30 protein-coding genes and 1 pseudogene are annotated in these 23416 nt (G+C 70.2%); 19 read left to right on the forward strand and 12 right to left on the reverse strand.

The genetic code is table 11. The features are described 5' to 3' along the window. Positions 1-33: 33 nt before the first annotated feature. Genes QWJ41_RS07975 through QWJ41_RS07990 form a run of 4 tightly spaced genes read left to right on the forward strand, consistent with a single transcriptional unit; the run spans position 34 to position 4107 of the window. A complete protein-coding gene (locus QWJ41_RS07975) occupies positions 34-660 on the forward strand; it encodes a copper resistance CopC family protein (protein WP_302707098.1) in 627 nt (208 codons plus the stop codon). Continuing rightward, positions 657-2720 (forward strand): bifunctional copper resistance protein CopD/cytochrome c oxidase assembly protein, encoded by a 2064-nt coding sequence (locus QWJ41_RS07980; protein WP_302707100.1) that lies wholly within the window; start codon positions 657-659, stop codon positions 2718-2720. The genes QWJ41_RS07975 and QWJ41_RS07980 overlap by 4 nt, the downstream gene beginning before the upstream one ends. Then, positions 2717-3082: a BlaI/MecI/CopY family transcriptional regulator gene (locus tag QWJ41_RS07985; protein WP_302707101.1), complete on the forward strand. Its 366-nt coding sequence runs from the start codon at positions 2717-2719 to the stop codon at positions 3080-3082. The genes QWJ41_RS07980 and QWJ41_RS07985 overlap by 4 nt, the downstream gene beginning before the upstream one ends. Positions 3083-3090: 8 nt before the next feature. Continuing rightward, complete coding sequence (locus tag QWJ41_RS07990; RefSeq protein ID WP_302707102.1) at positions 3091-4107, forward strand: M56 family metallopeptidase; 1017 nt, start codon at positions 3091-3093, stop codon at positions 4105-4107. Between the two features lie 457 nt (positions 4108-4564). Here the strand turns inward: QWJ41_RS07990 and QWJ41_RS07995 are convergent, their stop codons facing one another. Together QWJ41_RS07995 and QWJ41_RS08000 are read right to left on the reverse strand one after the other, a co-directional pair. After that, on the reverse strand, positions 4565-5158 hold the full coding sequence (locus QWJ41_RS07995) for a vitamin K epoxide reductase family protein (RefSeq protein ID WP_302707103.1): 594 nt from the start codon (positions 5156-5158) through the stop codon (positions 4565-4567). Beyond that, on the reverse strand, positions 5151-5786 hold the full coding sequence (locus QWJ41_RS08000) for a DsbA family protein (protein ID WP_302707105.1): 636 nt from the start codon (positions 5784-5786) through the stop codon (positions 5151-5153). The genes QWJ41_RS07995 and QWJ41_RS08000 overlap by 8 nt, the downstream gene beginning before the upstream one ends. 109 nt (positions 5787-5895) lie before the next feature. Between QWJ41_RS08000 and QWJ41_RS08005 the strand changes: the two genes are divergently transcribed. From QWJ41_RS08005 to QWJ41_RS08015, 4 genes are all read left to right on the forward strand, one after another. Beyond that, on the forward strand, positions 5896-6795 hold the full coding sequence (locus QWJ41_RS08005) for a cation diffusion facilitator family transporter (RefSeq protein ID WP_302707107.1): 900 nt from the start codon (positions 5896-5898) through the stop codon (positions 6793-6795). A 112-nt stretch (positions 6796-6907) separates the two neighbouring features. After that, the gene (locus QWJ41_RS22045) at positions 6908-7066 is read left to right on the forward strand and encodes a DUF3093 family protein (RefSeq protein ID WP_369292729.1); all 159 of its coding nucleotides are present in this window, start codon (positions 6908-6910) and stop codon (positions 7064-7066) included. 187 nt (positions 7067-7253) lie between these two features. Further along, positions 7254-7694 carry a hypothetical protein gene (locus tag QWJ41_RS08010; RefSeq protein WP_302707109.1) on the forward strand — a complete coding sequence of 147 codons (441 nt, stop codon included), beginning with the start codon at positions 7254-7256 and terminating at the stop codon, positions 7692-7694. Then, positions 7695-9149, forward strand: coding sequence for a hypothetical protein (locus QWJ41_RS08015; RefSeq protein ID WP_302707110.1), 1455 nt, complete (start codon positions 7695-7697; stop codon positions 9147-9149). Positions 9150-9166: 17 nt separating this feature from the next. Here QWJ41_RS08015 and QWJ41_RS08020 read toward each other — a convergent pair whose 3' ends face one another. Beyond that, positions 9167-9568 (reverse strand): heavy metal-responsive transcriptional regulator, encoded by a 402-nt coding sequence (locus QWJ41_RS08020; RefSeq protein ID WP_302707111.1) that lies wholly within the window; start codon positions 9566-9568, stop codon positions 9167-9169. A gap of 55 nt (positions 9569-9623) precedes the next feature. Between QWJ41_RS08020 and QWJ41_RS08025 the strand changes: the two genes are divergently transcribed. The 3 genes from QWJ41_RS08025 to QWJ41_RS08035 are packed head-to-tail and all read left to right on the forward strand — an operon-like array spanning position 9624 to position 11500. Then, positions 9624-9923, forward strand: a complete 300-nt coding sequence (locus QWJ41_RS08025; protein WP_302707113.1) for a thioredoxin family protein — start codon at positions 9624-9626, stop codon at positions 9921-9923. Further along, positions 9916-10164, forward strand: a complete 249-nt coding sequence (merT, locus tag QWJ41_RS08030; protein WP_302707114.1) for a mercuric ion transporter MerT — start codon at positions 9916-9918, stop codon at positions 10162-10164. The genes QWJ41_RS08025 and merT overlap by 8 nt, the downstream gene beginning before the upstream one ends. Next, positions 10148-11500 (forward strand): dihydrolipoyl dehydrogenase family protein, encoded by a 1353-nt coding sequence (locus tag QWJ41_RS08035; protein WP_302707115.1) that lies wholly within the window; start codon positions 10148-10150, stop codon positions 11498-11500. Before merT ends, QWJ41_RS08035 begins: the two co-directional genes overlap by 17 nt. Positions 11501-11518: 18 nt before the next feature. Here the strand turns inward: QWJ41_RS08035 and QWJ41_RS08040 are convergent, their stop codons facing one another. The 7 genes from QWJ41_RS08040 to QWJ41_RS08070 all read right to left on the reverse strand — a co-directional run bounded on the left by QWJ41_RS08040 (position 11519) and on the right by QWJ41_RS08070 (position 15159). Further along, entirely contained in the window at positions 11519-11656 is a 138-nt protein-coding gene (locus QWJ41_RS08040; protein WP_302707116.1) for a hypothetical protein, read from the reverse strand. A 78-nt stretch (positions 11657-11734) separates the two neighbouring features. Next, on the reverse strand, positions 11735-11980 hold the full coding sequence (locus tag QWJ41_RS08045) for an SHOCT domain-containing protein (RefSeq protein WP_302707117.1): 246 nt from the start codon (positions 11978-11980) through the stop codon (positions 11735-11737). Positions 11981-12064: 84 nt separating this feature from the next. After that, on the reverse strand, positions 12065-12799 hold the full coding sequence (locus QWJ41_RS08050; RefSeq protein WP_302707118.1) for a ZIP family metal transporter: 735 nt from the start codon (positions 12797-12799) through the stop codon (positions 12065-12067). A 45-nt stretch (positions 12800-12844) separates the two neighbouring features. Continuing rightward, positions 12845-13333 (reverse strand): methyltransferase family protein, encoded by a 489-nt coding sequence (locus QWJ41_RS08055; RefSeq protein ID WP_302707119.1) that lies wholly within the window; start codon positions 13331-13333, stop codon positions 12845-12847. A 49-nt stretch (positions 13334-13382) separates the two neighbouring features. Then, a complete protein-coding gene (locus tag QWJ41_RS08060) occupies positions 13383-14012 on the reverse strand; it encodes a methyltransferase family protein (protein ID WP_302707120.1) in 630 nt (209 codons plus the stop codon). Further along, positions 14009-14776: a cation diffusion facilitator family transporter gene (locus QWJ41_RS08065; protein WP_336623282.1), complete on the reverse strand. Its 768-nt coding sequence runs from the start codon at positions 14774-14776 to the stop codon at positions 14009-14011. Before QWJ41_RS08065 ends, QWJ41_RS08060 begins: the two co-directional genes overlap by 4 nt. Further along, complete coding sequence (locus QWJ41_RS08070; protein WP_369292728.1) at positions 14773-15159, reverse strand: ArsR/SmtB family transcription factor; 387 nt, start codon at positions 15157-15159, stop codon at positions 14773-14775. Before QWJ41_RS08070 ends, QWJ41_RS08065 begins: the two co-directional genes overlap by 4 nt. A 168-nt stretch (positions 15160-15327) precedes the next feature. Between QWJ41_RS08070 and QWJ41_RS08075 the strand changes: the two genes are divergently transcribed. Together QWJ41_RS08075 and QWJ41_RS08080 are read left to right on the forward strand one after the other, a co-directional pair. Continuing rightward, the gene (locus QWJ41_RS08075; protein ID WP_302707122.1) at positions 15328-15744 is read left to right on the forward strand and encodes an ATP-binding protein; all 417 of its coding nucleotides are present in this window, start codon (positions 15328-15330) and stop codon (positions 15742-15744) included. A 3-nt stretch (positions 15745-15747) separates the two neighbouring features. Then, the gene (locus QWJ41_RS08080) at positions 15748-16620 is read left to right on the forward strand and encodes an RNA polymerase sigma factor SigF (protein WP_302707123.1); all 873 of its coding nucleotides are present in this window, start codon (positions 15748-15750) and stop codon (positions 16618-16620) included. Between the two features lie 98 nt (positions 16621-16718). On the opposite strand, the gene QWJ41_RS08085 is transcribed toward QWJ41_RS08080, so the two are convergent. After that, a complete protein-coding gene (locus tag QWJ41_RS08085; RefSeq protein ID WP_302707124.1) occupies positions 16719-17114 on the reverse strand; it encodes a hypothetical protein in 396 nt (131 codons plus the stop codon). A 242-nt stretch (positions 17115-17356) separates the two neighbouring features. Between QWJ41_RS08085 and QWJ41_RS08090 the strand changes: the two genes are divergently transcribed. Further along, entirely contained in the window at positions 17357-17608 is a 252-nt protein-coding gene (locus QWJ41_RS08090) for a WhiB family transcriptional regulator (RefSeq protein WP_068113543.1), read from the forward strand. Positions 17609-17651: 43 nt separating this feature from the next. Here the strand turns inward: QWJ41_RS08090 and QWJ41_RS08095 are convergent, their stop codons facing one another. After that, complete coding sequence (locus QWJ41_RS08095; RefSeq protein WP_193667547.1) at positions 17652-19130, reverse strand: sensor histidine kinase; 1479 nt, start codon at positions 19128-19130, stop codon at positions 17652-17654. An 89-nt stretch (positions 19131-19219) separates the two neighbouring features. On the opposite strand from QWJ41_RS08095, the gene QWJ41_RS08100 reads away from it, so the two are divergent. The 5 genes and pseudogenes from QWJ41_RS08100 to QWJ41_RS08120 form a co-directional block, all read left to right on the forward strand. Then, positions 19220-20071 carry a DUF2785 domain-containing protein gene (locus tag QWJ41_RS08100; RefSeq protein ID WP_302707126.1) on the forward strand — a complete coding sequence of 284 codons (852 nt, stop codon included), beginning with the start codon at positions 19220-19222 and terminating at the stop codon, positions 20069-20071. Between the two features lie 24 nt (positions 20072-20095). Next, positions 20096-21808, forward strand: a complete 1713-nt coding sequence (locus QWJ41_RS08105) for an acetolactate synthase (protein WP_302707128.1) — start codon at positions 20096-20098, stop codon at positions 21806-21808. A gap of 2 nt (positions 21809-21810) precedes the next feature. Continuing rightward, positions 21811-22296 (forward strand): GNAT family N-acetyltransferase, encoded by a 486-nt coding sequence (locus tag QWJ41_RS08110; protein ID WP_302707130.1) that lies wholly within the window; start codon positions 21811-21813, stop codon positions 22294-22296. Next, a complete protein-coding gene (locus tag QWJ41_RS08115) occupies positions 22293-22673 on the forward strand; it encodes a thioesterase family protein (protein WP_302707132.1) in 381 nt (126 codons plus the stop codon). Before QWJ41_RS08110 ends, QWJ41_RS08115 begins: the two co-directional genes overlap by 4 nt. A gap of 200 nt (positions 22674-22873) precedes the next feature. After that, positions 22874-23181: pseudogene (locus QWJ41_RS08120) on the forward strand (transposase family protein); the annotation flags it as partial. Between the last annotated feature and the right edge of the window lie 235 nt (positions 23182-23416).

Genomic DNA, 23416 nt, shown 5'->3' on the forward strand with positions numbered 1-23416 from the left:
GGTCGCCATGTACTTACTTGCCCGAGGGAAAGAATGAACAGTCCGCCGCAGCGCCCCGGCTGGATCGTCGCCCTAGGCTTTCTCATCAGTGCGTGCATCGTTGCACTGACGACTGTCCCCGCCGCAGCCCACACGGACCTCCTCTCCGTAAACCCGGCGGACGGCGATCGTCTGGAAACCTCTCCCAATGCCCTCACGCTGACGTTCACCGAGGACATGAGTGCAGGCCTAAGCACCATCACAGCACGGGTCGGCAACGGGAAGACGATGAACCTCGACGTGACGAGCGGCGCCAGCCCGACCGAGCTGGTCGCTACGGTTCCCGAGGCCCGGTCCAGCAACGAATCCAGCTCCAGCGACTCCACGCGGTGGCGTGTCTCCTACCGAGTGGTGTCGCGAGACGGACACCCAGTGACTGGCAGCTACACCTTCACCGTGCGCTCCCCCGCAACACCGGAAGTCCCAACGGCCAGCGAGTCCACCACTGCTACCGGTCCAGCTGCACAGGCGGACACTGGCGTCGATGCTGACCGCAGTAGCAGCGAGCCGGCTGGCACGTCGGGTGGCGCACTCGCTCTCATAGGGGTTGTGACGTTGGGTCTCGTCGTCCTGACCGGCATCGCAACCGCCAGACTGTCCCGGCGCGGGAGCGGGACATGACCAGCGTGATGGTCTCCCCTCGCGCGACCCGCACCCTCGGTACCCTCGGGGCGATATTGTGGATGGTGCTGGCGGCGCTCCTGGCCGCGTGGCTCACCGGGGGCCTGGCACCGCTGGGTGTCCCCGGGCTTCCTGACCCCGGAGCGACCACCCGGTTCGGTCTCCCCATCGTCCAGGCACTGCGCGACCTCAGCGCCATGCTGACCGTGGGAGCCCTTGTCGTGGCAAGCACCTGTGTGCCGCCTGGAGAGGACGAAGACGAGGCACTGCTCGCCGGCGTACGCGCCCGTCTCGTAGCCGTGGCACAGCTCAGTGCCACGGCATGGGCCGCCCTGAACGGGCTCCTCATCGCCCTTGTCTTCTCGGACGCCTCCGGCAGCAGCATGGAGGCCGAAGGATTTCTGCAGCAGGCCGTGTTCTTCGCCCGTTCCTACGAGCTGGGCCAGTATCTGTTGTGGGGGGCGGGGCTCGCCGCGGTCGTGGCAGCGGGGTGTGCACTGGCGTCGCGCACCGCCGCTCTGGGTGCGCTGGCGGCTCTGGCCGTCGTTGCGCTGTGGCCCATGGCCCTCACCGGTCACGCCACGGGCGCGCTCAACCATGACGAGGTCGTCAACCTGCAGATGTTCCATCTCGTCGGCATCGGGGTCTGGGGTGGCGGGCTGGTGGCGCTCGCCCTCGTCGGCCATCGACTCGGACCGTCCCTCGGCACGGTCGCCCGGCGCTACTCCACCATTGCTGGTTGGTGTGCGGCCCTAGTGACGGCGTCGGGCCTCGCCGGAGCCTGGCTCCGGGTGCCGGACCTCGCATCCATCGTGTCGACCTACGGAGCATTGCTCGCCCTGAAGATGACCGCGGTCATCCTGCTTCTCCTGGCTGGATGGTGGCACCGACGAACGCTCCTGGCACAGGTCGTGGCCGGGCGCACCAAGGCGTTCTGGCGACTCGTCGGGCTCGAGGTGTTCGTCCTGCTGGGTGCGGCTGCACTCGGTGTCGTCCTCGGACGGACCGACCCTCCCAGCACCGATGGGGACTCCACCTCGCTCACGATGGTCCAGTCACTGCTGGGCCGCTCGATGCCCCCTGCTCTGGACGCCACCGGGTGGCTGACTCGTTGGAGTCCCGACAGCCTCTTCCTTCCTCTCGGGCTGGCTGCCCTGACCTGGTACCTGGTGGCCGTGCGGCGACTGCGCCGGCGCGGCGTCCACTGGCCGTGGCTGCGCACAGCATGCTGGGTCATCGGCTGCCTGTTGTTCATCTGGGCAGCCAACGGCCCACCGGCGACGTACGGTCGCGTGCTGTTCAGCATGCACATGGTCCAGCACATGACCATCGCCACGGCCGTGCCGACCTTCCTCGTGCTGGGGACGCCCATCACTCTCGCTCTGAGGACTCTGAGACGTCGAACCGACGGTTCCTACGGTCCCAGAGAATGGTTGTTGACGGCCGTCCACTCGCTTCCCGCGCAGCTCCTCGGGCACCCGATCGTGGCGGCAGCACTCTTCGTGGTGAGCATGGTGGCCTTCTACTACAGCTCGCTGTTCGGCCTCTCTCTGGAGGCTCACACCGCGCACGTGCTGATGACCTTGCACTTCCTGCTGACCGGCTACCTCTTCGCCGAGTGCGTCGTAGGCGCAGACCCGGGCCTCGAGCGCCCCTCCTACCCGTTGCGCGCTCTGATGGTGATGGTCACGTTCGGCTTCCATGCGCTCTTCTCGGTGAGCCTGATGGCCAGCACCACGGTGCTGGCCAGGGACTGGTTCGAGTCGCTGGGCCGGGACTGGGGAGCCTCCCTTTCCGAGGACCAGTACCTGGGGGCATCACTGGGATGGGCGCTGGGAGAGTATCCGTTGGCGGTCATGGCGGTCGCGCTGCTCGTGTCGTGGGTGCAGGCCGACCGCCGGGAACGACGACGCTTCGACCGCAGCGAGCTGCGCGAGGACGACCGACAGCTGCGGGCCTACAACGACTACCTCCAGCGGCTCTCGCAGGCCGGGCCACGCAGCAGGTCGTCTACGATGGCGGGTGCGTCTGCACCGGACGAGGACAGGAGCACCGAATGAGACAGCTGGGTCAGCTCGAAGCAGCCGTGATGCAACGTCTGTGGTCCCGGAGCGGCCCTGTCTCCGTCCGTCAGGTGCTGGAGGACCTGAGCATCGAACGAACTCTCGCTTACACGACAGTCATGACGGTGCTGAACAACCTTCACTCCAAGGGAATGGTACGCCGGGCGAAGCAGGGCAGGGCTTACCTGTACTCACCGTGCTCTACGCGTGAGGAGCACACCGCGGCATTGCTCGAACAGGTGCTGGCCGACATCGGAGATCGCCGATCGACACTGGTGCACTTCGTCGAGCAGATGAGTGCCGACGAGGTCGACGAGCTGAGAGCCGCCCTGTCCGACCGGACCCAGCCTCCGACATGACCGCAGCAATGGCGCTGCTGATCTACGCGATGGCGGCGGGCACTCTGGGGGCACGGCTGTTGGCGAACGCTCGGTGGGTCGCCCACGCACCCCGTTCGGGGATCGTCGCCTGGCAAGCCTTGTCGACCTCCGTGGTCCTGGCGCTACCGCTCGCCGCTCTGGCTGCGGCACTGCCCTTCCTCCCGTTGCGCTTCCTGCTTGCCGACGCCCTCGGCGCTCACACCATCACCATTGTCGAGCACTACAACACCCCCCTGGGGATCTGGCCCGGTGTCGTGGGACTGGCCGTCGCAGGCGCCTGCACAGGCCTGCTCGTCATCAGCACGGGGCGATGGCTGCGAGTAGTGTCTCGGGCCCGCCGGGCGCAGCGGGAGGGCCTTCACTTCGTCGGCCGCCCCCACCCCGAGGGTTTCACAGTCGTCGAGGACCGGAGGCCCCTCGTGTACTGCCTCCCCGGAGGTGTCGGGACGGTGGTCTTCACCAGCGGCGCGCTTGACATGCTCTCGGCGAGGGAGCGCTTGCTGGTACTCGGCCACGAGCACCGACACCTGCGTGCGCGCCACGACATCGCGCTGGCCCACTCAGGCGCACTGACTCGTGCATTCCCCCGCGTCCCCTTCTTCGAACAAGCACACGAGCACATCGCCGTCCTGGTCGAGATGGCCGCCGACGACGCCGCGACCAACGACGCAGACCGACGCTCGCTCGCGAGGGCACTTGTCACACTCGGCAGCGGCACTCGGCCCGAAGCCGCACTCAGCGCGACCGGGACCGCCGCGGTGCAAAGGGTCCTACGACTGACCGATACCCCGCCAAGCGCACGCAGGGGGCGAGGCGCTCTGGTCGGGATCGTCGCGCTCGTCCTGTTGTCCCTACCGGTCGCCATAGCGCTAGCGCCGGCGCTCGAAGCTGCCGCCCGAGACTGCTGCAGGGTCTCGGCAATCGACCATGTGCCGGTCGGTCATGCAACCGATGGCCCGTCGTTGCACGACACCCCTCGAGGTCGTAGGTCTGCTGCTGCATGACAGGCGCCGCCATCACCCCGACGGCTCACCGGCGAACGGCGAGGACCGGTACTGCTGAGGAAGACCCGGCCTCACGTCGCCTGGGGGACGGACGCACAGCCTGTCGGTGGTCCCAGGCGTGGCGCGATGGTGGCAAGTCCCAGCAGCCGGCGCCAGCCGATCACAGCGGGGCGTGCCGTCCCATGACGAGGGCCTCGTCCCGCGCCGTCAGCTGCGACCAGACGCCACACCCGCAACCGACCAGCACGACCTCCCGGGGACCGCCCACCAGCCCTTCATTCGGGGTCACCCGGCTGGTGCGCGGCTCTCTGGGCTCGCGTGGCTGCTCGTCCACCACGATCCGATCTGGCCCCGGTGCTCCGCGAAGCCGAGGAGGAGCAGCACAGCGCCGGCAACCGCGCGCTCGCGACCGGGCCTCGCCCCACGGTCTGCCGAGCCCGGTTCAACGGGTCTCCCCTCACCACAACGTCGACCAGTACGACCAGAACTGAACAGCGATCAGGGCGAGGACGCCGACGAACACCAGCAGCAGCACTGGCGCATGCCAGTCCCGAGCCGTGCGGGTCATCGCGCTGCCGGCCATCGCGGCGCCGAACACCCCCTGGGCAAGGTTGCGCACGGTGACGTAGTAGAAGAGTGGCACCACGACCGCCCACACCACCATGCAGTACGGACACAGAGCCCCGATGCGGTAGAGGCTCTGGAAAGCCAGCCACCCCACCAGCGCCACAGCCATGGTGACCCCGACCTGAAGCCCCATCCAGTACCAACGCGCCAGGCTCGCCCCCGCCAGGAGCGCCGCACCAGTGGCCAGCAACACCGGGAAGCCGGCCACCCCGATGATCGGGTTGGGGAAGCCGAACAACGAGGCCTGCGCGGACTCCATGATCGACCCGCAACTGAGCACCGGGTTGAGGCTGCACGTGGGCACGTAGTCCTCGTCACCCGCCAGGCGCAGGCGCTCGATCAGCAGGATCGTCGAGGCGACCAGGCCGATCAGTCCGGCCGCCAACAGACCGAGAGCCAGGCGCCGGTCGGACCACTCACTCACCCGCCAGCGCCTCGTCGAGAACCTGGGCGAAGTCCTCCACCGTCTCTGGCTGGAACAGGTCACCATCGACGAAGAACGTCGGGGTCCCCTCTACACCCAAGGACCGGCCGTCCTCGACGTCACGCTGCACCCGGTCGGCCACCTCCTCGGAAGCGTAGTCAGCATCGAACTGCTCCATGTCGAGCCCGATCTCCTCGGCGAAGGAGCGAAACAGGTCGTCCTTCGGTTCTCGCGACTCACCCCACGTCGGTTGGCTCTCGTACATCCGCGCGTACATCGCCTCGAGCTCGCCCTGTCGAGCTGCTGACTCGACGGCACGAGCCGCCCGCTCCGCATTGAGGTGACCGGGAAGCGGGAAGTAGCGGATGACGAAGGTGACGTCCCCGGTGTAGTCCTCGCGCAGTTGCTCGACGATCGGGAAGGCTGCGCCGCAGGCTTCGCACTCGAAGTCCAGGAACTCCACGAACGTCACATCGGTCGAGCCAGGTTCGCCCAGCACCCGACTGTCGTCGCGCACGACAGCGCTCTCCAGGGCCGAGCCTGCGGCGGCGGGCTCGCTGACATCGGAGCGTGACTGGCTGAGCGCACCCAGCACTACTACTGCGATCCCCAACATCGCGGCTACCACGACCGCTACCTTCGTCTGTCGACGCACCGTGCCTCATCTCCTCGATTCGTACTATCGACGATAGTAACAAAGAATGGGTCCGTCACGACGGCTACAGGGAGGGACCCTCATGGGAGCAGGACATGGACATGGACACGCCGGCGCTCGGCACCGCTGGCGTCTCGGCGTCTCCTTCGCACTGGTCGCCGGCTTCTTCGTCGTCGAACTGATCGTCGGTCTGGTCTCCGGTTCGCTCGCGTTGCTCTCCGACGCCGGACACATGGCCGCAGACGTCGTCGCACTCGGCGCCGCTTTGACAGCCACGACCATAGCGTCGCGACCGGACCGAACCGGACGTCGCACCTACGGCTCCTATCGCGTCGAGGTCTTCGCGTCCGGATTCACCGTGCTGCTGATGCTGGGCGTCTCAGTCTACGTCATGGTCGAAGCTGCCAGCCGTATCGGTGACCCGGCGTCGGTCTCGTTCGGGCCGATGCTCCTGGTCGGCGCGCTCGGACTGCTCGTCAACGTCGCGTGCCTGTTCCTCCTGCGATCCGGATCACGAGAGTCGATCAACGTCAAGGGGGCCTACTTCGAGGTCGTGGCCGATGCCGTCGGGAGCGTGGGAGTGCTGCTGGGTGGGCTGCTCGTCGGCCTCACCGGTGCCTCCGCCTGGGACACTGGAGTGGCGGTGTCCATCGGGGTGTTCGTAGCAGTGCGGGCGATCCTTCTAGGGCGGGAGGTCCTGTCCGTGCTCGGCCAGCACGCTCCTCGGGACGTCGACCTCCGCGCCCTGGTCAACGACCTCGAGGCTCTTCCGGCGATCGCCGAGATCCACGATGTCCACGCCTGGACGCTGACCTCGGGGATGAACGTGGCGACTGCGCATCTGGTCCTCCGGGTGGGAGCCGACTCGGGCGAGGTGCTCCAACAAGCACAGTCCATCCTGCGCGATCAGCACAGGATCGAGCACGCCACCCTCCAGGTGGAAGCCGACCCCACCCGGGAGTGCCACAGCGCGACCTGGTGAGGACCCTGACTCATCGCCCCGACCGGCCGCCCACGACGAGAGGTGGGGCATGCGCCCGCGGACGCACCCATACCAAGAGCGACTGCGGCGTCCCTGAGTCCGCGACCTGGGCATCCGGGCCCGCCTCGCAGCCCACCTCCGTACCGGCGTCCGGATCTGGATCAACGACACGCACAACCCTGCCCCATACTGGTCGATCAGCTCGCGGCCAGTACTCTCGGCGGCCGCCCTGGCCACCGCGGCCCGTGAGCGCAGCCCACCGTCGCGCTGAGTCTTTCGACAGGGCCAGCCTCGTATACTATCGTGGTTAGTATTTTCTCCAGCGTCGACCCTAGGATTCCTGCAGTGGCGAGGACACTCGCCGATGCCAACCACCCGCTGCACCATCTCGCTTCCGATTAGGACCCCCACGCATGCCCCTTCAGCACCAGCCGCGGCCCCGCAGGATGACCGCCCGCGTGATCGGAACCGCGGCCCTTGCCCTGTCCCTGTCCTCGCTCGCTGCAGGCTGCTCCGACGACGGTGGCACCGAAGCGGGGTCGATAGGCGGCGACCGCTCCCCCACCAGGTCGCCCACCGATGACGCCCCGAGCCGGTCAGCCGCCGTTCCCGACAACGCCACGCCGACCGCGCCAGCGGGCGCGGAGCTGAAGGTGATCGTGGATGGCTCGAGCATCTCACCGAACGGAGCCACGCTCGATCTGGCCGTCGGAGAGCCGCTGAGCATTACCTTCAAGACCGACCGAGCCGGCGAGCTGCACGTCCACTCGAGACCGGAGCAGATCATCAGCTTCGGCGCCGGGACGACAACTCAGCAACTCGTCATCGACAACCCCGGCGCCGTCGACGTCGAGGAGCATGCGACCGGGACCGTGGTCGCGCAGCTGGCGGTTCGCTGAGTGATCAGGACACACGGGATCGGCGGACCCGAAGACCTCCCCATCCCTGCGGACCTTGCCATCCTGGGCGGCGCCGCTGCCTTGGCGGTCTCGTTCCTGGTCCTGCTGATGGCGTGGCGCCGTCCGCGCTACGCCGATCCGCGGCCCGAAACGCCGACGCGAGATCACTCCCGGACGACTGCGTTGCCCCTCGTCGCCGCAGCGGTCGGCGTCCCGACCCCCGTGCTGCTGGGCAGGCTGGTCGACAGCCGTGCGTTCGCGGTCCTCTTGCGCGGCGCAGGGCTGGCTTTCTTCGCCTACGTCGCGTGGGCGGCGGTGATGGGCCCCGACCTGTCGATGAACCCGACGTTCGGAGTCGTCTTTGTGCTCCTCTGGGTCGGGATCGTCCCGGCCTCCCTGGTCTTCGGACCGTTCTACCGAGCCATCAACCCCGCCCGGAGCATCTACCTGCTCATCGCCGCACTCGGTGGCGCTCAGCGCTCCCAGATGCCACCGAACGGTCAACGCGACCGACAGCACCGCCGCTCGACCGACGAAACGCCGGGTCGCGAGTGCGCCGGCGGCGTCGTCGGCGCACTACCCGCCTGGGTCGGCTACTGGCCTGCGGCGCTCGCTCTTCTTTGCTTCGTGTGGTTCGAGCTCGTCTACCCTGAGGCCAACTACCTCGCACCGGTCCGCCTGTGGTTCGCGGTGTATTTCGTGCTCGTCGTCATGGGCGGGGTGTTGCTCGGGCCCCGCTGGATCGCACGTGCCGACCCGTTCGAGGTCTATTCCACGGCGGTGTCCCGGCTCTCGATCTGGGGGAGGCGACAGGACGGCACGCTGGTCCTGCTCTCACCGCTGCGCAACCTCGCTACTCTGCCTGGTGAACCAGGACTCGTGGCAGTCCTGTCCGTCCTCTTGGGGTCCACGGCGTTCGACAGCTTCCGGGGCTGGAACGTCTGGGTACGGTACAGCCAGTCGACCGAGGCGAACATGCTCGTAGTCAACACCGCCGTCCTGGTTGGCATGTGCGCCGTAGTGGCCCTGCTGTTCGTCGCAGCGACGACGAGTACCGGCCTCGAAGGAGGTATCCGACGAAGTCTCCTGCCCGGCACCTTCGCGCACTCCATGGTGCCCATCATCGTCGGGTACGTGACCGCTCACTACCTGACCTTGCTCGTCGAGTCCGGTCAGCTCACCCTGGTCCAGCTTTCCGACCCCCTCGGCAATGGTGCCGACCTTCTCGGCACCGCCACGTGGCAGGTCAACTACTGGCTCTCCGACCACCCGACGTTCCTGGCCACGTCCAAGGTGGTGGCTATCGTTGCTGGGCATGTACTGGGGGTGATCGCCGCTCACGACCGCGCGCTGGCCGTGCTTCCGCGGCGATACCACCTCGTCGGACAGTTGCCGCTGCTGCTCGTGATGATTGCCTACACGTTCGGCGGGCTCTACCTGCTGTTCGGAGGGTGAGGTCGGCCTCCCGAGCATCAGTTGCCCGCGGCGATGATGTGACAGGTCTCGGCGTCGATGCAGTCTGCTGGGTCGAGGCGCTCGCTGCGCTCGATCAGGCCCTCCAGCTCTTCGGCCATCGTGGCCAGCTCGCGCTGCCGGGCCCTGACGTCGTCCAGCTTGGCCAAGAGCAGCGACTGGACGTGGGCGCACGGGACGGCGCCCTCCCTGCGCTGGTCGAGGACGCTGCCCAGCTCGACCAGGGTGAGCCCGGCAGCCTGTCCTGAACGGATGAACGCCAGCCGGGCCAGGACCGAGTCGTCGTAGTCGCGGTACCCGTTGGGGGCCCTCTCGGGCTGGGGCAGGAGTCCCCGTCGCTCGTAGAACCGGATGGTCTGCGCCGGCACACCAGCAGCCTCAGCCACGTCCCCTATCCGCATGGCCTCATCCTAGGTGTTGACCTTGCACCGTGGATCAAGGTCTAGCGTCCCAGCCATGGACGTCACACTGCTCTACTTCGAGGACTGCCCGAGCTGGACGATCGCCGACGAGCGACTCGCGGCCCTGGCCTCCGAGCGCGGCGACCTCCGGGTCACCCACCACCTCGTCGAGACCCCGGCTGAAGCCGAGCGCACCGGTTTCCGGGGCTCACCGAGCATCCAGGTCGACGGCGTGGACATCTTCGCCCAGCCCGGCGACGCGGTCGCCCTGGCCTGCCGCCGCTATCCCACACAAGACGGCCCCCAGGGCGCCCCGACGCTCGACCAGCTCAGGGCGGCCATCGCCGATGCGTGACCGGACCGCCGTCCTCGCCCCGGTCGCGGTAGTCGCCGGCGCGCTCGGTCTCTGCTGCGGGCTCCCGATCCTGCTCTCGGTGGGCGTGGTCGGGGCCGTCACCGGCTGGTCCCTGCAGAGCTGGATCCTCGTCAGCATCGGACTCGCCCTCGCTGCCATCGGCAGCCTCCGCTACCTGCGCAACCTGAACTCACGACGCCGTACTTCTCGAGAGGAAGCTCCCCATGAAGCAGACCTATGACCTGATCGTGGTCGGCGCCGGCATGGCCGGAGTGGCCGCCGCGAACAAGTGCGCGGCCCAGGGCTGGTCCGTGGCGATCGTCGACTCACTGCCCTACGGCGGCACCTGCGCCCTGCGTGGATGCGACCCGAAGAAGATCCTGCGCCGCGGCGCCGAGGTCATCGACAGCGCCCGTCTGATGCACGGCAAGGGCATCGACAGCGACGGACTCGCCATCAGCTGGGCGGACCTGATGGAGCACAAGCACGGCTTCACCGACCCGGTCCCGCAGAGCATGGAGGACGGTCTGGCCGACAACGGGGTCACCACCCTGCACGGCCGCGCACGGTTCACCGGCCCGCGGACCCTCGAGATCGACGGCGTCGCGCACGATGCCGACCGCTTCCTCGTCGCCACCGGCGCGCAGCCACGTCCCCTGGACTTCCCGGGCCACGAGCACCTCATCGACAGCTCCGACTTCCTCGACCTGGCACAGCTGCCGGGCCACATCCTGTTCGTCGGCGGCGGCTTCATCTCCTTCGAGTTCGCCCACATCGTCGCCCGGGCCGGCACCAGCGCCGTCGTGGTCGACCGTGGCGAACGACCGCTCAAGAGCTTCGACCCCGACCTCGTCGAGCTCATGGTCGAACGCAGCACGCAGGTCGGCATCGACCTGCGGCGCCGCACCAGCATCGTGGAGGTGCAGCCGAGCGACGACGGCTACCGGGTCACCATCGAGCGCGACGGCGAGCAGGAGACGATCCACACCGACCTCGTCGTGCACGGCGCCGGCCGGGTCGCCGAGCTGGCGGACCTGGGGCTCGACGCCGCAGGGGTCGAGTGGGGCGAGCGCGGCATCCAGGTCGCCGCCCACCTGCAGAGCACCACCAACCCCGCCGTCTGGGCCGCCGGCGACTCCGCCGACACCGCCGGCATGCCGCTGACGCCCGTCGCCGTCTCCGAGGCCAAGGTCGCCGCCTCCAACATGCTCAAGCAGACGACCACCGCACCCGACTACGCCGGCATCCCCACCGCGGTCTTCACCATCCCCGAGCTGACCCGCGTGGGCATGCTCGAGGCCGAGGCCCGCGACCACGGCATCGACCTCGCCGTGCGCCACTCCGACACCAGCGACTGGTACTCCAGCTACCGGGTCGGGGAGACCACCTCGGCGGCGAAGATCCTCATCGACCGCTCCACCGACCAGATCGTGGGAGCCCACCTGTTCGGACCCGAGTACGGCGAGCTCGTCAACACCCTGGGCCTGGCCATCAAGCTCGGCCTCACCACCCGACAGCTCAAGTCCGCCACCGCTGCCTACCCCACTGTGGGCTCCGACCTCGGCTCCATGCTCTGACCCCGGCCCGTGCGGCGCTCAGGCGGACATCGAGCGCGGCAGCGCCACCTCGAACGCCTTGAAACGCCGGATCAGCACGATGTTGCTGATGACCACGGCCGACATGAGCGACATCGGCACCAGCGGCATGACCGGGAAGGCAGGTGGCTTCTTCATGCCTCAAGGCTAAGAAATCACCCATGTGGCCGGTCAACCACCGCACGGGTGAGTGGTCCGAGGAGTCAGAGCGACCCGCTACTCCCGGAGGCCCGAGCTACGGCGGAAGTACTCATCCTCGTCCAGCTCCCCCGCGGCGTAGCGGCGACGAAGGATCTCTTCGGGAGAGTCGCCTCGAGGAACCTCACGGGCGCCGTCGCCGCGACGCACCAGACGGACGACAACGACTCCGAGCCCAACGAGGAGTGCCAGACCCACCACGCCCCAGATCGTCATCCACAGCATCATGCCGCCCATGCCGTCCATGCCGTCCATCACGTCCACCATCTCCTCTGTTCCGGTCGTACAGGTCGCCGCGGCCCGCGATTCGAGCCTAGCCCGGGGCACGTGAACATGCGTCTGCGCTGGTCATCCGACGTAGACCGAGATCAGGGCGAACACGGCGAACCCGGCGGTGAGGGCAATGGGGCCGAGCGGGCTGGTCTCGCCTTCGTGGGCTTCGCTCAACATCTCTTCGACGACGACGCTCGTGAGCGCGCCCCCGGTGGCGGCGAGGACGGAGAGGGTGACGACCTCGGGTGCGTCACGGAGGGCGAAGTAGCCGAGGGTCGCGCCGACGATGATGGGAACAGCGAACGACAAGGACATGAGGATGCGGGTGCGGCGGGTCATCTCGGTGCGACGCAAGGTCGCGACCGAAGCAAACCCCTCGGGGAAGTCTGCGGGGACCTGCCCCAGGGCGAGAAGCAGCCCGAGGGCAGGGTTGATGACCGTTCCGGTGCCGATCATGACGCCATCGCTGAACAGGTCGATGGACACGCCGGAGTAGATGGCGAGCGGACCTTTGGACTCTTCACTGGCCCCGGTGCGGGCTTGGACGTATCCGATGGCGCGTTCCAGAGCGACGAACGCTGCACCCCCTCCCACGAACGCGGCGATGGGCACCCACGGCGGGTCGGCGGTGAGCGCCTCGGGCATGAGCTCCAGGCCGACGACGGCCAGGACGATCCCGGCGGCGAGGTGCAGGGCCAGGCTGAGCGATCGTTCGGACACGTCGAACACCTCGGCCGCCACCCCGCCGAGGAAGTTCCCGGCGGCGGGTAGGCAGGCAAGGACGAGTACGAGCGTGAAGCCCTCCAACATCGAAGGTCTCCCCTTTCCGTCTTGGGGTGGGGCGTGGTTGCGGGGTCAGTTGCGTCGGCCCCACCAGCGGCGGGTGCGGTGGGTGTAGTCCGTGTAGTGATGCCCGTACAGCTCGGTGAGGTGGTTTTCCTCGACCGGTATCCACGCCGCGTAGATGACGGCGAGGGCGCCGGTCGACGCCAGGGCTGAGCCGCTGCGACGGCCCACTGCTGCGCCCGCAAGGGCTATCAGGTAGCCGAGGTACTGGGGGTTGCGGGAGTGGCCATAGCTGCCGGTGGTCAGCAGGGACTGATTCCTGGTGCCGGCCAGTTCGCCGGCGCCGCCGAAACGGCACACCCCGGCCACGCAGAGCCCACTCCCGCCCACGATCAGGGCGGCGCCGGCAACGCGAGCCACTGCTGGTCGGATCGGGAGCGGCGCCCACTGCATGGCCAGTGTCCCTCCGGTCAGAGCAGCGTGGGCGACGTAGGCGGTCCACATCACAGCAGCTGTCGAGGAGCGCAGCGAGCGGTAGCGCTGCATGTCGTCGGCCATCCTCTGCATCAGCGGCAATCGGTGAGCGGCGGTCGCAAGCTTGGTGATCTCAGGCTCCTGTCTTCAAGGACCGCCGTTGCCGTCCCAGCCAGGGAAGGAACCGCCCGACCGCGGCTTGGTATTCGACGTAGGAGGCACCGTGCATTCGTCGCAGGTACGGTTCCTCCACCACTCGGACCTGTAGCTGCAGCGCTACCAGCAGCAGAGCGAGTCCGAGGAGTGCCACAATGTTGGGGACCATGAACGCAAGCCCTGCGCCGGTGACTGCCATGGCGGAGAAGATCGGGTTGCGGACAACCGCGAACGGGCCATCCGTGACCAGGTCGGTGGTCTCGGTCTCGGTCTCACCGACGCCGATACGCCAGCTCGATCCCATCGCCACCTGGGTGAGGAACGTGCCTGTGATGCCGACCGCGGCGGTCCCGCTCGCCACGATCTGTACGAGAGGCGTGGTGAGGCTGTCGATGGGATCCAAGCCGAACGTTGCGGTGACCGGACCGAGCACACCCGCGACCAGCGCCGCTGCGAAAGCGGCGCCGGCCCACCATTCTCGAGTGCCTGGACGGCCGGAGATACCCCTCCATCCCGAGTCCCCGGTCCGACGGACCTGGACGACGGTCCGGACCCCGAACCCGACGACCAGGTAGACGGCGAACAGGGCCAGCGCGGCCACGGTCATGGAGTTCCCTGGTTCTCGACGATAGTGGACTGACGGTCGGCCGAAGCGGCCGGTGCGCAGCTGCCATCGGTGCAGCTGGCGAGGTCCTCGGAGCTCCCACAGCCATCAACACCCGTTGCAGCGACGGCAGGGCCGCAGCCGCAGCTCTCCCCGCGCCAGGCGTCCAGCCCTTCGCGGGCCGCGACCGCGGCGATGACGAGGCCGGCGACGGGGTCCGCCCACGACCAGCCCAGGGTGGCGTTCACGACCAGACCGACCAGCAGCACCGCTGAGAGGTAGGTGCACAGCAGGGTCTGCGTGGAGTCGGCCACCACGGCGTTGGAACCGAGGGCTCTGCCGGTGCGGCGCTGGGCCCAGGAGAGGAACGGCATGATGAGCAGCGAAGCGGCCGCCAACCCGATGCCCACCGGTGAGGGGTCCGGCTCCGCACCTGTCAGCAGTGCTCGTCCGGACTCGAAGGCGATGTAGGCGGCGAGCGCGAAGAACGAGATCGCCATCAGCCGCAGCGCCTGCTTCTCACGCGACTCGGGGAGCCGGTGGCGGAACTGCCACAGGATGATCAGACCTGACGACACCTCGACCACCGAGTCGAGCCCGAAACCCACCAGCGCCACAGATCCGGCGACGACACCGGCGGCGATGGCGATGACGGCCTCGACGGCGTTGTAGGCGACGGAGGCTGCGGCGAGCAGCTGGGCTCGACGTCCCAGCTGTGCCCGATCGGCCACGGACACGGTCTGGTCGGTGTGCGCGGGGGTGGTCACGAGCCCGCATCCGCGTGCAGCTGGACGCCGTGGTTGGGGCACAACGTCACCGCATCCCCCGTCGCGTCCAGGAGCCGCTCAGCGGCCTTCCACAGGTCCATCAGCGCCTCCTCGTGGTTCAGCGAGTACACCGTGGCCCGCCCCACGGGCCTGGCCGTCACCAGGCCGCAGTCTCGCAAGCACGCCAGGTGCTTGCTCACGGTGGACTGCGCGAGGCCCAGGTGAGCGGTGAGGTCGACGACCCGGTGCTCACCCAGGGCGAGGTGCCGCAGGATGGCGATGCGGGACGGGTCCGAGAATCCGTGGAACAGGCAGGCTGCCGCGGTCAGCCCGTCGGTGGCGCCAGCGCGGCTTGCAGCGCCAGACTGCTTTGTCATCGTCATATGGCGATGTTAATGCTTCGACAGGCCCCCCTGTCAAGCGAGGCGACTGAGACGTTTGCGGGGGCCCTCCCCGGGGTAGCACCACCGGGCCGGCACCCTGCCTTCGCCCTACGTCCGCGCCGGCCCACTAAGGTGCCTGCCACCCCCATCTCCTCGAGGACGGCCTCCATGTCTGCCACCACTGCGACGACCGGTCCGGTCGCGGACCGACCCGACGTCGAGATCCGCCTGCCCGCGGACGGCGCCTACGTCTCGGTGCTGCGCACGACCACCGCGGGCCTGGCCGCCCGGCTCGACTTCACCATCGACGACATCGAGGACCTGCGCATCGCCGTCGGCGAGGCCTGCGCGATGGTGCTGCCCGAGGCCGACACGGCCTCCGACCTGGTCGGGCAGTTCCACCTGCGCCCCGGCGAGCTGACCGTCTCGGTGGCCGTCGACGCCGCCGCGCCCGCTGCGCCCGACTACGACAGCTTCGCGTGGCAGGTGCTCACCACGCTGGCCGACGCCGCCACCGTGGGCACCAGCGAGGGCCGGTTCGTGGTCACCATGGTGATGCACCCGACCGCCCTGGGCGGCGAGTAGCCGGTGCCCGCCTCTCTCCCGCCGGACCCTCCGGTCGCGGTCCCGACCCTCCTGCCCGGTGAGGCGCCCCCGGACCCCCCGGAGGACGACGACGCGACCCGGCGACGCCTGGGCATCGAGCAGACCCGGCGCCGCAGCGCCGAGCTCTTCACCCAGATGCGCGAGGACGGCGTCGCCGACGCCGTGCGCGAGGGTGCGCGCGACTCGCTGGTGCACCTGCACCTGCCGCTGGTCGAGCACTGCGCGCGGCGCTTCCGCAACCGGGGCGAGCCCTTCGAGGACCTGGTGCAGGTGGGGACCATCGGGCTGATCAAGTCGGTCGACCGCTTCGACCCCGAGCGGGGCGTGGAGTTCTCCACCTACGCCACCCCCACCATCATCGGCGAGATCAAGCGCTACTTCCGCGACAAGGGCTGGGCGATCCGGGTGCCGCGGCGGCTGCAGGAGCTGCGGATGCAGATCGGCAGCGCGACGGCCGAGCTGACCCAGTCGCTGGGCCGCTCCCCCACCGCGAGCGAGCTGGCCGAACGGGTCGGCTGCAGCGTGGAGGAGATCATCGAGGGCATCGAGTCCTCCAACGCCTACTCCACCCTCTCCCTCGACGCCACCGACGACTCCGACGACGGCACCGCCTCGATGCTCGACGCCCTCGGCGCCGACGACGCGGGTCTCGAGCACGTCGAGATCCGCGAGTCCCTCAAGCCGCTGCTCGACCGGCTCGAGCCCCGGGAGAAGCGGATCCTGCTGCTGCGCTTCTTCAAGAACCAGACCCAGTCGCAGATCGCCCAGGAGATCGGCGTCTCGCAGATGCACGTCTCGCGGCTGCTCAGCCGCACCCTCGACCAGCTGCGCGCCTCGCTCGAGACCCCGGACTGACGCACGAGCAGTCACTTTCGCACCATCGACCGGTCACCTCCGCGCACCCCGTGGGGTGCAGAAGTGACTCCTCGGTGGTGCAAAAGTGACTGGTCGCCCTACTGGGCCGGCTCGTCGCCGAGGGCGCGCATCGACTCGGGGTGCACCAGCCCCGCGATGGCCACCCCGCTGCTCACGGCCAGCACCACCACGACCGCCCAGGCGCCGCGGAAGCTGAAGGCCAGGCCCAGCCCGATGAGCTGCGCGAGCAGCAGGGGGCCGCGCGACCAGGCGGCCAGTCGGGTCAGCGCGCCGGCGCACACGAGCAGCAGCAGGCCGAAGAGCGCGAAGAAGACGGAGGTGGTCGCGCCCAGCGCCAGCCGCTCGCTCGACAGGCTGGCCAGCTCGGCCGCGGCGAGCAGCAGCAGCACCAGCCCCTGCACCGCACCGATGGAGGCGGCGACCAGCAGAGGGGCCGGGGCGCGGTGGCGGTCGGGGCTCGTCTCGGGGTCCACGACGACGAGCGTAGAGTGCCCGGTCGAGGCCGCATCTCCCGCCCACTTGGCAAATTGTGGCCGCTGTGACGTAGGAGACCCGACTCCTTGCCACCGTAGGGGTTGTTTAACGGTCCAATCGTTGGGACGCTTGTCGCTGCGCTCGTCGTCGTCGCGTGCACCTTCGCGTGCCCATCGTCGCAGCCTCGCAGGCCCTGCCGCCCCTGGCCTGCACGTCGTACAGAAAGAGGGACACCCCAGCCATGGATTGGCGCCACCGTTCGGCCTGCCTCGACGAGGACCCTGAGCTGTTCTTCCCCATCGGCAACACCGGCCCGGCCATCCTCCAGATCGAGGAGGCCAAGCAGGTCTGCCGGCGCTGCGACGTGCGCGAGCTCTGCCTGCAGTGGGCCCTCGAGGCCGGCCAGGACCACGGCGTGTGGGGCGGGCTGAGCGAGGACGAGCGTCGCGCGCTCAAGCGCCGCAACGCCCGCGCGCGGGTGCGCACCGCCTGAGTCGGCGGCTGGGTCGGCGGCGGGCTCGGATCCGGAGGCGGCACTAGTCCAGCGGCAGGTCGATGTCGACCCGGGTGCCGGGCCCGTGCGGCACCTGGCCCAGCGCCAGGTGACCGCCGAGCTCGGACTCCACCAGCGTGCGCACGATCGAGAGCCCCAGGCTGGTCGAGCCGGCCAGGTCGAAGTCGGCCGGCAGCCCGTGGCCGTCGTCGTCGACGGTCAGGTGCAGGCTCGAGCCGGGCCGCTGCACGCGCACCGTGACCGTGCCCTCGCGCGCGTCGTCGACCCCTGCGTCGTAGCCGTGCTCGACGGCGTTCTGCAGCACCTCGGTCAGCACCATCGACAGCGCGGTCGCCGACTCCGAGGGCAGCCGGCCGAACGCGCCCTCGCGGCGCACCCGCACCCGCCCGGGGGCGGCGCTGACCTCGGTGACCATCTGCCCGAGCCGGTCGGCGATCTCGTCGAAGTCGACGTCCTCCTCGACGGCCTGGCTCAGCGTCTCGTGCACGATCGCGATGGACCCGACCCGGCGCACGGCCTCCTCGAGCGCCTCGCGGGCCTCGGGCGAGCCGATCCGGCGCGCCTGCAGGCGCAGCAGCGCGGCGACGGTCTGGAGGTTGTTCTTCACCCGGTGGTGGATCTCGCGGATCGTGGCGTCCTTGGTGATCAGCTCACGGTCGCGGCGGCGCAGGTCGGTGACGTCGCGCACCAGCACCAGCGCGCCGAGGTGCTCCCGGTCGGAGCGCAGCGGGATCGACCGGGCGATCAGGGCCACGCCGTCGCCGCTCAGCTCGGTGTCGCGGTGCACGCGCCCGCCCATCACCGCGCTGAGGGTCTCCTCGTCGACGCGGCGTCGTGGCGGGACCAGCGAGCGGGTCAGGTCGGGCAGCACGTGCCCGGCCAGGTCGCCCGAGAGCCCTAGCCGCCGGAAGACCGACTGGGCGTTGGGGCTGGCGTAGACCACGCGCCCGGACGGGTCGACCCGCACGAACCCGTCGCCCACCCGGGGCGAGTCGGCGTGGTCGCTGCGCTGGCCCGGGGGCGGGAAGTGGCCCTGGGCGATCATCCGGGTCAGGTCGGCGGCCGACTGCAGGTAGGCCAGCTCGAGGCGGCTGGGGGTGCGCACGCCCAGCAGGTTGGTGTTGCGCGCCACGACCGCGATCACCCGGCCGCGCCGGCGCACCGGGATCGTCTCCACCCGCACCGGCACGTCGTCGCGCCACTCGGGGTCGCCCTCGCGCACCAGCCGACCCTCGGCGTGGGCGCGGTCCAGCAGGGGGCGCGAGCCGGTGGCCGCGAAGTCGCCCAGCACGTCGTCGACGTACGCCGTCGGCGCGGTCGTGGGCCGCATCTGCCCACCCGCCCAGAACCCCGAGCCGGTGCGGTCGGGCAGCCACAGCACCAGGTCGGCGAAGGAGAGGTCGGCGATGATCTGCCAGTCGGCCTGCAGCAGCTGGAGCCAGGCGACGTCGTCGTCGTCGAGGTCGGTGTGGGCACGGACGAGCTCGGCGAACGACGACACGCCGACAGCGTAGTGCCGCACCGTGGCGGGTCGCCCCGGTGACCGGTCCGCAGGTGCGCCGGGGGGCGGGGTTTGGCAGGATGGGCGCCATGTCGGCGTCGTACTGGAACCAGGTGCTCGCCGACGGTCTGACGGTCCCCGAGGACCGTCCTCTCGGGGACCTCACAGCAGAGCTCACGCGCATGCTCGGCGACCCCGATCCAGGCCGTCGGGACGAGATCGCACTGCTCACCCTCACCGCGTGGATCGAGCGCGGCGTCTACGACGACCTGATGGTCGGCCTGGGCGACGGGATGAGCGAGGGCCTGCGGGTCGGCGTCGAGGTGCCCGGCACCGACGACGTCTTCCGTCGCAGCTGCTCGGCGCTGGTGCTGGCCCGGTGCCTCGAGCGCGCCAACGCGCACGGTCTCGTGGGCCAGCCGACCATCCTCGACTGGGGCGACCGGCTGGCCACCTGGCTGCTGCGCGAGCAGGACCTGCGCAGCCTGGTCGAGGGCAAGGGCTGGGCGCACGCCGTCGCGCGGGGCGCCGACGCCATCGGCGCGCTGGGCGGCTCGCCGCACCTGGGGGCGCCGGAGCTGACGGTGCTGCTCGACGTGGTCGCCGATCGGGTGCTGGCCGAGCCGCTGCCCGGGCAGCCGCCGCTCGACCACGGCGAGCTCGACCGCCTCGCGATCGCGACCCTGCAGCTGCTGCGCCGCGACCTGCTGCCGTTGACGGTGCTCGAGCCCTGGGTCAACCGGGTCGCGAGCGCCGCGACCGAGGCGATGGCCGCGCCCGCCGGCCACGATCCCTTCCCCCGGTGGAACCACGCCGAGGGCTTCCTGCGCGCGCTCTACGTGCAGCTCGCGCTGACCAGCCGGCCTCCCGCCGTGCGGGCCGACCTGGTGCTGGTGGTGGTCGACGCGCTGCGTCGCACCAACCACGCGTTCCTGAGCTGAGCACGCCTCGGTAACCTGCGTCACATGAGTGAGCAGACCACCGACCAGGGCGCCGACCGGCCCGCCACCACCACCTCCGCGCGCGCGGGCGAGGAGCTCACCGGCCACGCCGGCGTCCTGGCCACGGCGGCGGCGCGCGCCCACGGCGTCGAGACGATGTTCACCCTCTCCGGCGCCCACGTCTTCCCGATGTACGACGCCGCCGTCACCGCCGACCCGCCGATGCGGCTGCTCGACGTGCGCCACGAGCAGACCGCGGCCTTCGCCGCGGAGGCCACCGGCAAGCTGACCCGGGTGCCGGGGCTCGCGGTGCTGACCGCCGGTCCGGGCGTCACCAACGGCGTCAGCGCGATCGCGCAGGCCCAGTTCAACGGCTCCCCCATGGTCGTCGTCGGCGGCCGCGCCCCGCAGAACCGCTGGGGCTCCGGCAGCCTGCAGGAGCTCGACCAGCCCCCGATCCTGGCGCCGGTCTCGAAGCTGGCGCGCACCCTGCCCACCGCCGGTGAGGTGATGGGCGGGATGGACGAGGCCTTCACGCTCGCCGGCTCCTCGCACCGCGGCCCGGTCTTCGTCGACGTGCCGATGGACGAGTTCTTCAACAGCGCCAGCGGCGTGGTGCCCGCCGGCGGCCCGCAGCGCGGGGCCGAGCCCGACACCGACGCGATCGACACCATCGCCGGGCTGCTGGCCGCCGCCGAGCGCCCGGTGCTGGTGCTGGGCACCGACGTGTGGGCCGACCGCGCCGAGGAGGCCGCCCTGCGCCTCGTCGAGGCCACCGGGGTCCCGACCCTGACCAACGGGATGGGCCGCGGCCTCGTGCCCGGCGGGCACCCGCTGCTGGTGACCAAGGCCCGCGGCCAGGCGCTCGGCGGCGCCGACCTCGTCGTCGTCGTCGGCACCCCCCTCGACTTCCGCCTGGGCTACGGCGTCTTCGGCGGCAAGGACGGCGCCCCGGCGGCCCGGGTCGTGCACGTCGCCGACTCCCCCGCCCAGCTCTCCGGCCACGCCGAGCTCGCGGCCTCGGTCAGCGGCGACCTCACCGCGGTGCTCGACGGCCTGCTCGGCGCGCTCGAGCGCCGCGGGCAGACGTCGTACGCCGCGTGGGCGAGCAGCCTGCAGGAGACCGTGCGCGCCGCCACCGAGCGCGACCGTGCGCTGCTCAGCGCCGAGGCCGACCCGATCCACCCCGCGCGCATCTACGGCGAGCTGGTGCCGCGCCTGGCCGACGACGCCGTGGTGATCGGCGACGGCGGCGACTTCGTGTCGTTCGCCGGCAAGTTCGTCGAGCCCAAGCGGCCCGGCGGTTGGCTCGACCCGGGCCCCTACGGCTGCCTGGGCGCCGGCCTGGGCGCCGCCATCGCCGCCCGCATCGCCCGGCCCTCCGCCCAGGTCGTGCTGCTGCTCGGCGACGGCGCCGCGGGCTTCTCGCTGATGGACGTCGACACCCTGGTGCGCCACGACCTGCCCGTGGTGATGGTGATGGGCAACAACTCCGCGTGGGGCCTCGAGAAGGGCCCGATGCAGATGCTCTACGGCTACGACGTGGCCGCCGACCTGGCGCCGCGCACGGCCTACCACGAGGTGGTCAAGGCCCTCGGTGGCGCCGGCGAGAGCGTCACCGACCCGCGCCAGATCGGCCCCGCCCTCGACCGGGCCTTCGCCTCGGGCGTGCCCTACCTGGTCAACATCATCACCGACGTGGACGCGGCCTACCCGCGCGCCACCTTCGGCATCTGAGCGTGCGGATCCGCCTGGCCCGGCCCGACCAGCTGGTCGTGGTCGGCGACGTCACGGCGGCGGCGTACGCGCCGTTCCTGGAGGGGCCCGACGACCCGTACGTCGCGCGGCTGCGCGACGCGGCCGCGCGCGCCCGCGAGGCCGAGCTGTGGGTGGCCTCGCCCGACGACTCCGACGAGGTGCTGGGCAGCGTGACCGACTGCCCGCCCGGCTCCCCCTGGCGCGAGGTCGCCGCCGACGGCGAGGGCGAGTTCCGGATGCTCTCGGTCGCGCCCGGCGCCCAGGGGCAGGGCGTCGGTGCGGCGCTGGTCGAGCACGTGCTCCAGCGCTGGCGCGAGCGCGGCACCGGGGCCGTGGTGCTCTCGTCGCTGCGCGAGATGGCCGGCGCACACCGGCTCTACGGCCGCCTCGGCTTCGAGCGGCTGCCCGAGCGGGACTGGCAGCCGGTCCCCGACGTCCACCTGATCTGCTTCCGGAGGCACCTGTGAACGACCCGATGCACGCCACGACCAGCCACCAGGTCACCGAGGCCGACACCGCGATCGCGGTCGGGTCGGGCTCGCTGCCCGTGCTGGGCACCCCCCGCCTGCTGGCGTGGTGCGAGGCGGCCACCTGCGCCGCGATCGACGCCACGCTGCCCGACGGCTCGACCAGCGTCGGCACCCGGGTCGAGCTCGAGCACCGCGGCGCCAGCCCGGTCGGGGCCACCCTCGAGGTCACCGCGACCCTCACCCACGTCGACGGCCGGCTGCACCGCTTCTCGGTCGCCGCCCGCCACACCGGCGACTCCGGCGGCAAGGTCGTGGCCTCGGGCGAGGTGACCCGGGTGGTCGTCGACGCCGAGCGGTTCCTGGCCCGCCTCTGACCCCGGCCCAGACTTCGCGCCGACCCGGCCCAGACTTCCCACTGACCCGGCCCGAACCTCCCCGTGTCCGGGAACTGGCGCCGGCTCGGGCTCTCCTGCTGCATGTGTGGGTGAGTTGAGCGCGCCCGAATGAGCGCACGCCGTTCTCTGTCTAGGTTTCTGAGCTGTCTAGGAACAGTCACCAGGAGCAGGAGAACGGCGTGCGTGAGAACAGCCTATGGCGTGCCTTGCTGGGCGTGGAGAAGACCGTCATCGAAGCCGTCGAGTACGACGATGACGAGGGCGGCGAGGAGTGCGTGATCGTCCACGTACGGCCGGTCGCGCGTTCTCGCCACCGCTGTGGACGGTGTCTTCGACCCGGTCGGGTCTATGACGCCGGACGGGGCCGTCGACGCTGGCGCGCGCTGGACCTGGGCACGGTGATGGCCTACCTCGAGGCAGACGCTCCCCGGGTGAGGTGCCCGGCCCACGGGGTCGTGGTCGCCACGTCCCCTGGGCACGCCACGGGGGGTGTCAGATGGTCTGTGTAAGCGGTCGGTCCTGAAGGAGGACCAAGATGACCGCTGTGACCACTGAGAACGATGAGGCGAACGTGACCACGACGAGCAGCTCCGAGCGGCCCAGCCGTGCCGCTGCTCGCCGCGCCGTGCGCGCTGAGATGCCGGGCTACAAGGCTGCTGCTGAGCTGGCCGAGTCCGGTGCCCTGGACGGGCTCTTCGCCCAGATCGACGCCGGCGAGATCG

The sequence above is a fragment of the Nocardioides cremeus genome (genome assembly GCF_030518195.1).
In the GTDB taxonomy this organism is placed as follows: Bacteria; Actinomycetota; Actinomycetes; order Propionibacteriales; family Nocardioidaceae; genus Nocardioides; species Nocardioides cremeus.

Bases quoted from the DNA above. Each gene is read 5' to 3' on its own strand.
- QWJ41_RS07975 (WP_302707098.1), top strand. From the start codon at position 34: ATGAACAGTCCGCCGCAGCGCCCCGGCTGGATCGTCGCCCTAGGCTTT.
- QWJ41_RS07980 (WP_302707100.1), top strand. From the start codon at position 657: ATGACCAGCGTGATGGTCTCCCCTCGCGCGACCCGCACCCTCGGTACC.
- QWJ41_RS07985 (WP_302707101.1), top strand. From the start codon at position 2,717: ATGAGACAGCTGGGTCAGCTCGAAGCAGCCGTGATGCAACGTCTGTGG.
- QWJ41_RS07990 (WP_302707102.1), top strand. From the start codon at position 3,091: ATGGCGCTGCTGATCTACGCGATGGCGGCGGGCACTCTGGGGGCACGG.
- QWJ41_RS08005 (WP_302707107.1), top strand. From the start codon at position 5,896: ATGGGAGCAGGACATGGACATGGACACGCCGGCGCTCGGCACCGCTGG.
- QWJ41_RS08020 (WP_302707111.1), bottom strand. From the start codon at position 9,568: ATGCGGATAGGGGACGTGGCTGAGGCTGCTGGTGTGCCGGCGCAGACC.
- QWJ41_RS08025 (WP_302707113.1), top strand. From the start codon at position 9,624: ATGGACGTCACACTGCTCTACTTCGAGGACTGCCCGAGCTGGACGATC.
- merT (WP_302707114.1), top strand. From the start codon at position 9,916: ATGCGTGACCGGACCGCCGTCCTCGCCCCGGTCGCGGTAGTCGCCGGC.
- QWJ41_RS08035 (WP_302707115.1), top strand. From the start codon at position 10,148: ATGAAGCAGACCTATGACCTGATCGTGGTCGGCGCCGGCATGGCCGGA.
- QWJ41_RS08040 (WP_302707116.1), bottom strand. From the start codon at position 11,656: ATGAAGAAGCCACCTGCCTTCCCGGTCATGCCGCTGGTGCCGATGTCG.
- QWJ41_RS08050 (WP_302707118.1), bottom strand. From the start codon at position 12,799: ATGTTGGAGGGCTTCACGCTCGTACTCGTCCTTGCCTGCCTACCCGCC.
- QWJ41_RS08055 (WP_302707119.1), bottom strand. From the start codon at position 13,333: ATGGCCGACGACATGCAGCGCTACCGCTCGCTGCGCTCCTCGACAGCT.
- QWJ41_RS08060 (WP_302707120.1), bottom strand. From the start codon at position 14,012: ATGACCGTGGCCGCGCTGGCCCTGTTCGCCGTCTACCTGGTCGTCGGG.
- QWJ41_RS08070 (WP_369292728.1), bottom strand. From the start codon at position 15,159: ATGACGATGACAAAGCAGTCTGGCGCTGCAAGCCGCGCTGGCGCCACC.
- QWJ41_RS08075 (WP_302707122.1), top strand. From the start codon at position 15,328: ATGTCTGCCACCACTGCGACGACCGGTCCGGTCGCGGACCGACCCGAC.
- QWJ41_RS08090 (WP_068113543.1), top strand. From the start codon at position 17,357: ATGGATTGGCGCCACCGTTCGGCCTGCCTCGACGAGGACCCTGAGCTG.
- QWJ41_RS08100 (WP_302707126.1), top strand. From the start codon at position 19,220: ATGTCGGCGTCGTACTGGAACCAGGTGCTCGCCGACGGTCTGACGGTC.
- QWJ41_RS08105 (WP_302707128.1), top strand. From the start codon at position 20,096: ATGAGTGAGCAGACCACCGACCAGGGCGCCGACCGGCCCGCCACCACC.